Annotated in this window: 3 protein-coding genes and 8 pseudogenes; 8 read left to right on the top strand and 3 right to left on the bottom strand. The window is 62.7% G+C overall.

What is annotated here, in order from left to right:
• The 7 genes and pseudogenes from thiC to ACWGTO_RS30055 form a co-directional block, all read left to right on the top strand.
• Window positions 1-1,122: pseudogene (thiC, locus tag ACWGTO_RS30085) on the top strand (phosphomethylpyrimidine synthase ThiC); the annotation flags it as partial.
• A pseudogene (locus ACWGTO_RS30080) lies at window positions 1,119-2,069 on the top strand (FAD-dependent oxidoreductase). The pseudogenes thiC and ACWGTO_RS30080, both read left to right, overlap by 4 nt.
• Window positions 2,047-2,244, top strand: coding sequence for a sulfur carrier protein ThiS (gene thiS, locus ACWGTO_RS30075; RefSeq protein WP_454578403.1), 198 nt, complete (start codon window positions 2,047-2,049; stop codon window positions 2,242-2,244). The pseudogene ACWGTO_RS30080 and the gene thiS overlap by 23 nt, the downstream one beginning before the upstream one ends.
• A gap of 4 nt (window positions 2,245-2,248) precedes the next feature.
• A pseudogene (locus tag ACWGTO_RS30070) lies at window positions 2,249-3,022 on the top strand (thiazole synthase).
• Window positions 3,023-3,164: 142 nt separating this feature from the next.
• Window positions 3,165-3,314, top strand: coding sequence for a thiamine phosphate synthase (locus ACWGTO_RS30065; RefSeq protein WP_454578402.1), 150 nt, complete (start codon window positions 3,165-3,167; stop codon window positions 3,312-3,314).
• A 32-nt stretch (window positions 3,315-3,346) separates the two neighbouring features.
• A pseudogene (locus tag ACWGTO_RS30060) lies at window positions 3,347-3,625 on the top strand (thiamine phosphate synthase).
• A pseudogene (locus ACWGTO_RS30055) lies at window positions 3,616-4,376 on the top strand (hydroxymethylpyrimidine/phosphomethylpyrimidine kinase). The pseudogenes ACWGTO_RS30060 and ACWGTO_RS30055 overlap by 10 nt, the downstream one beginning before the upstream one ends.
• Window positions 4,377-4,671: 295 nt before the next feature.
• Here ACWGTO_RS30055 and ACWGTO_RS30050 read toward each other — a convergent pair.
• Both ACWGTO_RS30050 and ACWGTO_RS30045 read right to left on the bottom strand, forming a co-directional pair.
• Window positions 4,672-5,994: pseudogene (locus tag ACWGTO_RS30050) on the bottom strand (dicarboxylate/amino acid:cation symporter); the annotation flags it as partial.
• 825 nt (window positions 5,995-6,819) lie between these two features.
• Window positions 6,820-7,044: pseudogene (locus tag ACWGTO_RS30045) on the bottom strand (DUF2285 domain-containing protein).
• Between the two features lie 107 nt (window positions 7,045-7,151).
• Here ACWGTO_RS30045 and ACWGTO_RS30040 point away from each other — a divergent pair.
• A pseudogene (locus ACWGTO_RS30040) lies at window positions 7,152-7,359 on the top strand (helix-turn-helix domain-containing protein).
• A 620-nt stretch (window positions 7,360-7,979) separates the two neighbouring features.
• On the opposite strand, the gene ACWGTO_RS30035 reads toward ACWGTO_RS30040, so the two are convergent.
• Window positions 7,980-9,353 (bottom strand): M16 family metallopeptidase, encoded by a 1,374-nt coding sequence (locus tag ACWGTO_RS30035; RefSeq protein WP_454578405.1) that lies wholly within the window; start codon window positions 9,351-9,353, stop codon window positions 7,980-7,982.
• Window positions 9,354-9,355: the final 2 nt, after the last annotated feature.

Here is a 9,355-nt window from a genome sequence, read left to right as displayed (position 1 = left end):
CGGTGATGGATCTGTCAACCGGCCGTAACATCCACAACATCCGCGAATGGATCGTGCGCAACGCACCGGTGCCGATTGGCACGGTGCCGCTTTACCATGCGCTGGAAAAGGTCGGCGGCATCGCCGAGGACCTCAACTGGGAGGTCTACCGCGACACGCTGATCGAACAGGCCGAACAGGGCGTAGACTATTTCACCATCCACGCCGGAGTGCGGTTGCACTACATCCCGCTGACCGTCGACCGGGTCACTGGCATCGTCTCGCGCGGCGGCTCGATCATGGCCAAATGGTGCCTGCACCATCACCGGGAGGGCTTCCTCTACGAGCATTTCGAGGAAATCTGCGACATCTGCCGCGCCTACGATGTGTCCTTTTCGCTGGGCGATGGCCTTCGCCCCGGCTCGATCGCCGACGCCAACGACGCGGCGCAATTCGCCGAACTCGAAACGCTCGGCGAACTAACGAAGGTCGCCTGGGCGAAGGATTGCCAGGTGATGATCGAGGGGCCCGGCCACGTTCCGATGCACAAGATCAAGCAGAACATGGACAAGCAGCTCGCCGTCTGCGGCGAAGCGCCGTTCTATACGCTTGGACCGCTGACGACGGACATCGCGCCTAGCTACGACCACATCACCTCCGGCATCGGCGCGGCGATGATCGGCTGGTTCGGTACCGCCATGCTCTGCTACGTCACGCCGAAGGAGCATCTCGGCCTTCCCGATCGCAATGACGTCAAGACCGGCGTGATCACCTACAGAATAGCCGCGCACGCCGCCGACCTGGCGAAGGGTCATCCCGCGGCGAAAGTCAGGGACGATGCCCTCTCCCGCGCGCGCTTCGAGTTCCGCTGGGAGGACCAGTTCAACCTGTCGCTCGATCCGGAAACGGCCCGCTCGTTCCACGACGAGACCTTGCCCGAAGGAAGCGCACAAGCTGGCGCATTTCTGCTCGATGTGCGGCCCGAAACTCTGCTCGATGCGCATCTCCCACGACATCCGAGCCGAGGCGCAGAAGGACGGCATGGCGGCGATGGCGGCGAAATATCGCGAAGGCGGCGATCTCTACGTGCGGGCGGACGAGACCGGTGCACCACTCATGCCGGAGGCGCATGAGCCGTCATGAGGGTGCTGGTCAGGGGCCGGCGTCGTCGGCCTCACCGCCGCCTTCGAGCTCGCCATAGGCGGCGCGGCGGTGACCGTTGCGGAGAAAAGGCATGGCCTCGGCGGCAACGCGTCGTGGTTCGCCGGCGGCATGCTGGCGCCATGGTGCGAGCGTGAAAGCGCCGAGCAGCTGGTGCTGGATCTCGGGCGCGATGCCGCCGACTGGTGGGAGGCGGTGTTGGCCGGCCAGGTGACACGGGCCGGAACACTGGTTGTGGCAGCTCCGCGCGACGCGGGCGAGCTCGACCGCTTCGCTAGCCGCACGTCAGGCCATCGGGGTGTCGACGAAGACGAAATCGCGCTGCTAGAGCCCGACCTCGCCGGCCGTTTTCGCCGCGGGCTTTTCTTCCCCGGCGAGGCGCATCTCGACCTATGGGCGTCGCCTTCCGCTTTGCCACGGACGCTCGGCAGCTTTCCGGATTCGAGCGCGAGATCGACTGCATGGGAATGGCGGCGGGCGATGAGAGGCAGCGCGGCATTCGCGGCGAAATGCTGATCCTGCGCACGCCCGATATCTCCCTGTCGCGCCCGATCCGGCTGCTGCATCCGCGCTTTCCGCTCTATGTGGTGCCGCGCAGCGATCGTCGTTTCATGGCCGGCGGGACGATGATGGAGAGCGACGACAGTGGTTCGGTCACGGTTCGTTCGCTGATGGAACTTCTCAGCGCTGCCTGCGCGCTCCATCCGACCTTCGGCGAGGCCGGTATCGTCGAGACCGGCGTCGGAGTTCGTCCGGCCTTTTCCGACAATCTGCCGCGTGTCGAAGCGCGTGGAAGGACCATCGCGCTCAATTGACTTTATCGCCATGGCTTTCTTCTTGCGGCGGCCATGGCGCGCCTGGCGGCCGAAATTTTCTCCAGTCACGGCAAACGCGTGGAGCTTACCCATGAAACTGACCGTCCACGGTGAAGCGCTTGAAAGTGACGCCACGACACTGGCGGCGCTGCTTGCTGGCCTCAACTATGAAGGCGATTGGCTGGCGACGGCCGTCAACAGCGATCTCGTGCATGCAGCCAACCGGGCAGAATTTCCGTTGAGCGAGGGCGACCGGATCGAGATCCTGTCACCGATGCAGGGAGGCTAGCACCATGCTCGACCTTTTTGGAACGACGCTTGTCTCACGCCTGCTTCTCGGCACCGTCCAATATCCTTCACCGGCGATCCTTGCCGATGCGGTCAAGGCGTCGGGGACCTCGGTGGTGACCGTCCCGCTGCGCCGTGAAATGGCCGGCGGCAAGGCCGGCTCGAAATTCTGGTCACTGATCCGCTCGCTCGGCGTGAGGGTCCTGCCCAACACCGCAGGCTGCCATTCAGTGAAGGAAGCCGTGACGACCGCGAGGATGGCGCGCGAGGTCTTCGGCACGCCCTGGATCAAGCTCGAAGTCATCGGCAACCACGACACGCTGCAGCCCGACGTCTTCGGCCTGGTCGAGGCCACGCGCATCCTTTGCGAGGACGGTTTCATCGTGTTCCCCTACACCACCGACGACCTTGTCGTCGCCGAGCGGCTGCTTGAGGCGGGCTGCTAGGTGCTGATGCCGTGGTGCGCGCCGATCGGTTCGGCGCTCGGGCCGATCAACATCATGGCGCAGCGCTCGATGCGCGGGTATTTCCCCGACGTGCCGTTGATCGTCGATGCGGGGCTCGGACGGCCGTCGCACGCGGCAACCGTCATGGAACTCGGCTTTGACGCCGTGTTCCTCAACACGGCGGTCGCCAAGGCGGCCGATCCGGTGAGCATGGCGCGCGCTTTCAGCAAGGCGGTCGATGCCGGCCGCGAAGCCTATGGTTCGGGACTGATCGAGCCGCGCGCCGCCGCCATGCCGTCGACGCCGACATTGGGCAGGGCGGTTTTTTCATGAAGCTCGATCCCTTCTACCTGGTCGTCAACAGCGTCGCCTGGATCGAGCGGCTGGTGCCGCTCGGCGTCAGATTGGTGCAACTCCGCATCAAGCATATGGACGAGGACGGGCTGCGCGCGGAAATCCGCAAAGCGAAAGCCTTATGCGCCCGACACATTGCCAGCTCATCGTCAACGATCATTGGCGGCTGGCGATCGAAGAGGGCTGCGACTTCGTACATCTCGGCCAGGAGGGTCTCCAGACCGCCAACCTCCTCGAGATACAGGCGGCCGGCATCAGGCTCTCGGACTGAGCACCCATGATCATGCCGAACGGGAGACGGCCATGGCAGCCGGGCCCGACTATGTCGCGCTGGGTCCCGTCTATCCGACCATCCTAAGAAGATGAAATGGGCGCCGCAGGGGGCTCGAGAGGATCCGGGCGTGGAAGGGCTGGGTCGCGCCTATTCCGCTGATCGCCATCGGCGGCCTCAATCCCGAGCGGCTCGATGGCGTTTTCGAGGCCGGCGCCGTCAGCGCGGCGGTGGTGACGGACATAACGCTGAACCCGGATCCCGAGGCGCGCACCAAGGATTGGATCAAAAAGACGGAGCAATGGCGCTGAAGCAAGACCCGCATGTGCTTGTCGTTGGCGGATCGGATTCCAGCGGAGGTGCCGGGATTGCGCGCGACATCGAGACGATCTCTGCCATCGGCGTGCGCACCTGCCTTGCCATCACCGCGGTAACGGTGCAGACACACGACGCCGTCGGGGATATCCGTCCTATGCAGCCTGGCCTGGTGGCTGATCAAATGCGGGCGGCGTTGCAGGCCAACGAGGTGGCGGCCATCAACATCGGCATGCTCGCGACCGCGAAGATCATCGCTGCGGTCGTCACCGTGCTGCGCGAAAATCCGCGGATACCGGCAGTGCTCGATCCGGTGCGGGCCTCCTCGTCCGGCAGGCCGCTGCTGCAAGCGCGCGCTTTGGCGTCATGAAGCGGGAACTCATGCCGCTTTGCCATCTCGTCACGCCAAATCTCATCGAACTGGCGATCCTGACGGGATCGGAACTGGCAGCGGACGATGATGAGGCTCTGCGGCAGGGAAAAAGATTGCTTGCGGCCGGGCCGAAAGCGCTGTTGTTGAAGGGCGGCCACGCAACGGGACCACTATCGATAGATATTCTGTTGAGTTCGGATCAAGAACCCATTCGCTTCGATACACCGCGTCTTGCCGGGTGGATGCGCGGGACCGGGTGCATGCTGGCCAGCGCCATCGCCGCGCATTGGGCCGGTGCCAAGTCGCTCGAAGAGAGCGTGCTCGAAAGCAAGCGATTTGTGCTCAAGAGGCTTAATGAGAACTCTGCCGGATGATCCCACAAGCCATCCGAGCTGCATCGAAGCGATTGTGCTTAGCTCCCGGCGCTGCCCGATCCGAGATTTTATAGTGATTGGCAAACTGAGCGCCATTCCTCGACGTCACAGGTCCTTGGGCCATAAGGCGCAAAGAATTGCCGGGAGATGACGCATCGGTTTTCGATGGCGCGAGTGGTCGACAAGCCCGCCCGGCAGCAAAACCGGCCCGTGCTGAATCGTCTCAATGAGGTTTGTTTTCATACATCTCGTTGCCCCAGAACCGTGGGTGATCGTTGGGCGAGCTGGAGACATCCTCGACTTGCGGCAGCGACAGGTCTGCCTCAACTGGCAATTCACCGGCCATGGCGGCGGCGAGCTTCGCCTGATCGAGCTCCTTTTCCCACCGCGCCACGACAATCGTCGCGACCGCATTGCCGACGAGGTTGGTCAGCGCCCGGCACTCCGACATGAAGCGGTCGACGCCCAGGATCAGCGCCATGCCGGCAACCGGGACGGCGGGCACCACGGACAGCGTGGCGGCCAAAGTGATGAAGCCAGCGCCAGTGATGCCCGCGGCACCTTTGGAGCTGAGCATGGCGACGAGAAGCAAAAGGACCTGGTCGCCGAGAGTGAGAGGCGTGTCCGTCGCTTGTGCGATGAACAATGCGGCCAGCGTCATGTAGATGTTGGTGCCGTCGAGGTTGAAGGAATAGCCGGTCGGGATGACTAGGCCGACCACCGACCGCTTGCAGCCGGCGCGCTCCATCTTGACCATGAGGCCGGGCAGCGCCGCCTCTGACGAGGAGGTGCCGAGAACCAGCAGCAACTCTTCCTTGATGTAGCGAATCAGCGCCAGGATCGAGAAGCCGTTGTAGCGAGCGACCGCTCCGAGCACCCCCAGGACGAACAGCAGCGAGGTCGCGTAGAACGTGCCGACCAGCATGGCGAGATTGGCCATCGAGCCGATTCCGTATTTGCCGATGGTGAAGGCCATGGCGCCGAAAGCGCCGATCGGGGCTGCCTTCATCAATATGGCGACAAGGCGGAAAATCGGTGCGGTCAGCGCCTGCAGAAAATCGACGACCGCACGGCCGCGGTCGCCGACCAGCCCCAACGCAATGCCGAACAGCACCGAAAAGAACAGCACCTGCAATACATCGCCCTGGACGAAGGCGCCGGTGATCGTGTCGGGGATGATGTTCATCAGGAAGCCGACGATGGTGGTGTCATGCGCCTTTTCGGTAAAGGTCACCACTTTCGATGCGTCGAGTGAGGCCGGATTGATGTGCATGCCGGCGCCGGGCTGGACAACGTTCGAGACGATGAGGCCGATAACCAGCGCCAGCGTCGAGAACACTAGGAAATAGACCATCGCTTTACCGGCGACACGGCCGACTTTCTGCAGGTCAGATACGCCGGCAATGCCGGTCGCCACCGTCAGGAAGATCACCGGCGCGATGATCATCTTCACCAGTTTGATGAAGGCGTCGCCGAACGGCTTCATCGCGGCACCTGTCTCCGGATAGAAATGGCCCAGAAGCACGCCGGCGGCGATCGCCACCAGGACCTGCACATAGAGATGCCGATAGAAGGGAATCTTGCCGCGCGGCTTGGCGGCAGCGATCGTCGTCTGCATGATATCCTCCGTTGCGCCCCGATCGGGAGACCCGACCTCCCGGGACTAAGCTTCAGCAGCTCGCGGCTGCTGAATCTTAGTTCGCATCAGGCGTGCCAGACGCAGCCTTTTGTCGATAAGCCCTTGATCTTTACCGCGTTATCATCAATTCACGCTGCTTGCCTCTGGGCAACAAGTGCGGCTGCCCGGACAAATTTGATTGGCCGTTGTGCGAAGTTATGCACAAATGAGCGATGCCGCAGCGCCGCAGCACCACAAGCCCAGGCAACATGCCCGCGCCTTCTCGTAGGCGCGGGTTTTTCGTATGCACCCCCTGGAAAAAGCAGATTTCCCAAATGATGAATCGACGGGACGCGGCGTAGACCTCAGCAAGGCGCCATGCACGACGAAGTGCTTCGCATCCGGGGTTTCGCTCTCCATCATCGAAGCGCGTCCAATTGCGGAGGAAGGCGCGTTGTGCAGGCGGTAAGCGGCCCGCCAGGGCCATCATAGACCGAGATTGAGAAGGTGCCATAGCTTGATTTGCTGAGGCAGTGAACCATGACGGGGCGCCGAGCCGACAGCCATTTCAGGACCCGCCGGGATCGGGAGGCTCGGTTTGAATTCTCCTTCATCAGCGGCAGCACAATGGCGCAGGCGTGGAGCAGGCTGTCATGCTCACCAGACGAAGTGATATATGTCTCGTAACCATCGCGAGAGAGCCTGGTGCCCTTCGGCAGTCAGAAAGTCAGCAAATCGCGAATCAGCAGACGCCATCCGGGCCGGTCGGGTTCAGTGCGGTGCTCCGCCAGCCAGCAGATAGCGATAACCGTTCGTGGTCATCCATCAGCCTCGCGCGAGATGTGTTTCCCATGCTCGGAATGCCCGTTCCGGCTCCTTCGTGGGATCGATATGCAGAACGATTCTCGCCACGTCGCGTCAGTCGGCGTTCTCGGCCGCCGCATCGAGAAGGCGGATATAAGTGAGCAGTCGCTCCCCGTCGTAGCCGGTCAGGATGGGGGCATCTGGAGCGACGTCGGCAACATCGGAATCGAGTAGCGGTTTGAGCACAGGAGAGCTGTCCCCTTCAACAAGCACTCTTCAGTCGGGTTCCTACTATAGAGAATAGGAACGATCATTCCTAGAACGTCAGTTCCTCTTCTGATTTCTAGTCGGCCATGGATCTCAAGGAGATCTTGGCCATCAATTTGCGTCGTTTGCGCCATGATCAGGATCTGACGCAGGAGGAACTGGCAGCCCGTTCTGGGCTGAGCATGCGTTATGTCGGCTCGATCGAGCGTGCTCAGGTTTCGGCCAGTGTCAGCGTTCTTGGTAGAATTGCAGATGCGTTTGAGGTACCCGTGCGAGCTCATCAGAATCGCATAACGGTAGGTCCGGGAGTGTCTGCGGATCCGACCGGCTCTGCATCCTGCGAAAGTTAGAGGCCCGATGTCATTACGCGGCCTTTGTTGTACCTTAGCTTGCTTGGGCTTCGGGGCAGCGCGGCAATCTTCTCCTGCCTGGCCGGAACGACATACGCCGACAACCCGGCTCTAGGTGGATACTCAACACGCTGAGTCAGCTTGCGTTCGACCGCATCGGTTTTCGGTTTAAAGAGCGCCTACCACCCGGCTGCAGGAGCGCAAGCCAAGGGCCAAAGACCTGCCGGTGGTCAAGAGAAAGCCGCGGCACACGTTTGCTTTTGGCCAGGCCCGCCCGCGGGTGTCGACGACCGATTGGGCTCGGCGGTACCCGGCTGCTTCGGCGTATCGGTGACGCCGCAACCCTGCGCTGGGTACCCCGGCTTCTGCGTGAGGCCATGAGGGTGGAAAGGACAGTCATCGCATGGCTATCGAAGAAACGACTGCACGGTTGCTTGCGGGCGGGAGCAGTTTGTCAAGAACGGCAAGGCTGGGCGCCTGCCCGCCCAGCCGGTCCGCTTCGCGCGATGAAATAGATGCGCGCCAGACCGCCCCCCGCCACCGCGGAAGGCGATAAGGTCGGGCTCACCTCTTTCTGGCCGCAGCCAGCGGGGGACCGACCACGAGCACGGTCGGCTCGGTCGACAACAGCTTCTTTGCCGCCGCCTTGACTTGATCGAGCGTCACCGCGTTGATCAGGCCGCTGCGGCGCTCCATGTAGTCGATGCCGAGACCATCGAGCTGCAGCCGGTCCAAGGTCACAGCTATAGAACTCGATGAATCCAGATTGCTGATGGCATAGGCGCCGACCAAATGTTTCTTGGCCGCCTCCAGTTCGGCCTCGGTCGGGCCGTCCTCGGCCAGCCGCTTGACCACGTTCCGCACGATACCAAGCGTCTCTGTCGCGCGGTCCGAGCGTGTGGCGGTGGTTACGATCAGGGCGTCGGCATGGTCCTGGTTGATCAGCGAGGAGTTGACGCTGTAGGCCAGCCCGCGCTTTTCGCGCACTTCCTGCCACAGGCGCGAGGTGAAGGGACCGCCGAGAACCTCATTCAGCAGCACCGCTGGGAAGAAATCGGCAGCCTCGCGCTTCACGCCGGGCCAGGTGAGTTTCAACGAGGTCTGCGGCAGGTCGTAGTCGACCTCGATATGCTGCGCCAGCTTGGGTTCAATATCGACGACGGAGGCAACCGCCTGGTTCTGTGGCAGGCCGCCGAACACCAGATCCAGCTTCTTCTTCAGCGTTTCCGGGTCGATAGCTCCGACGACCGCGACATGCAGCCCGCCCCGCGCGAAGACTGCCTTGTGGAGGGCCTTCAGATCATCCTGCGTGATGGCGGCGATGCTCTGCCTGGTGCCCTGGTCGGAGCGCGAATAAGGATGATCCCCATAGACGGCGCGCGCCCATCGGTTCTGCGCCACCGTGTGGGGATCATTCTCGTTGGCGATGATGCCGGACAGGATCTGGGCGCGGACGCGATCGACCGGTTCCAGGTCGAAACGCGGCTCGTTGACCGCCAGCCGCAACAGGTCGAATGCCTCGTCGCGCTGTTCGGCCAGCACGCGCATAGAGCCGTGGATGCTGTCGCGGGTCTCCTCGAAGCTCAGTTCGACGCCGGCATCGTCGAGCTTGATCTGGAAGGCTTCCGAATCGAGAGGGCCGGCGCCCTCAGGAAATAGGCGGGTCATCAGATTGGCCAGCCCTTCCTTGCCCGGCGGATCTTGCGTCGAGCCGCCGCCGAAGGTGAAGCGTATGGCGACAACCGGCACGGAATAGTCCTCCACCAGCCAGGCGGTGACACCCTTGGATGAGGTGACGGACTGGATTTCCATGGCGCGGGCGGCAAGCGCCGGCAGGACCAGGAAGACGATGGAGAGGAAGAGCGTCGCGAAAGCGTGTAAGCCGCTCCCCCCTGCCTTTGCGGGAGATGAGAAAGCTCGGAAGTGGTCACTTGTCAACA

The sequence above is a fragment of the Mesorhizobium sp. PL10 genome (assembly GCF_053714315.1).
The sequence above is the reverse complement of the archived record's forward strand: the minus strand, read 5'-3'. Positions and strand labels throughout refer to the sequence as shown.

Coding starts and splice junctions, on each gene's coding strand:
- thiS (WP_454578403.1), top strand. CDS start 2,047: ATGAAACTGACCGTCCACGGTGAAGCGCTTGAAAGTGACGCCACGACA.
- ACWGTO_RS30065 (WP_454578402.1), top strand. CDS start 3,165: ATGCGCCCGACACATTGCCAGCTCATCGTCAACGATCATTGGCGGCTG.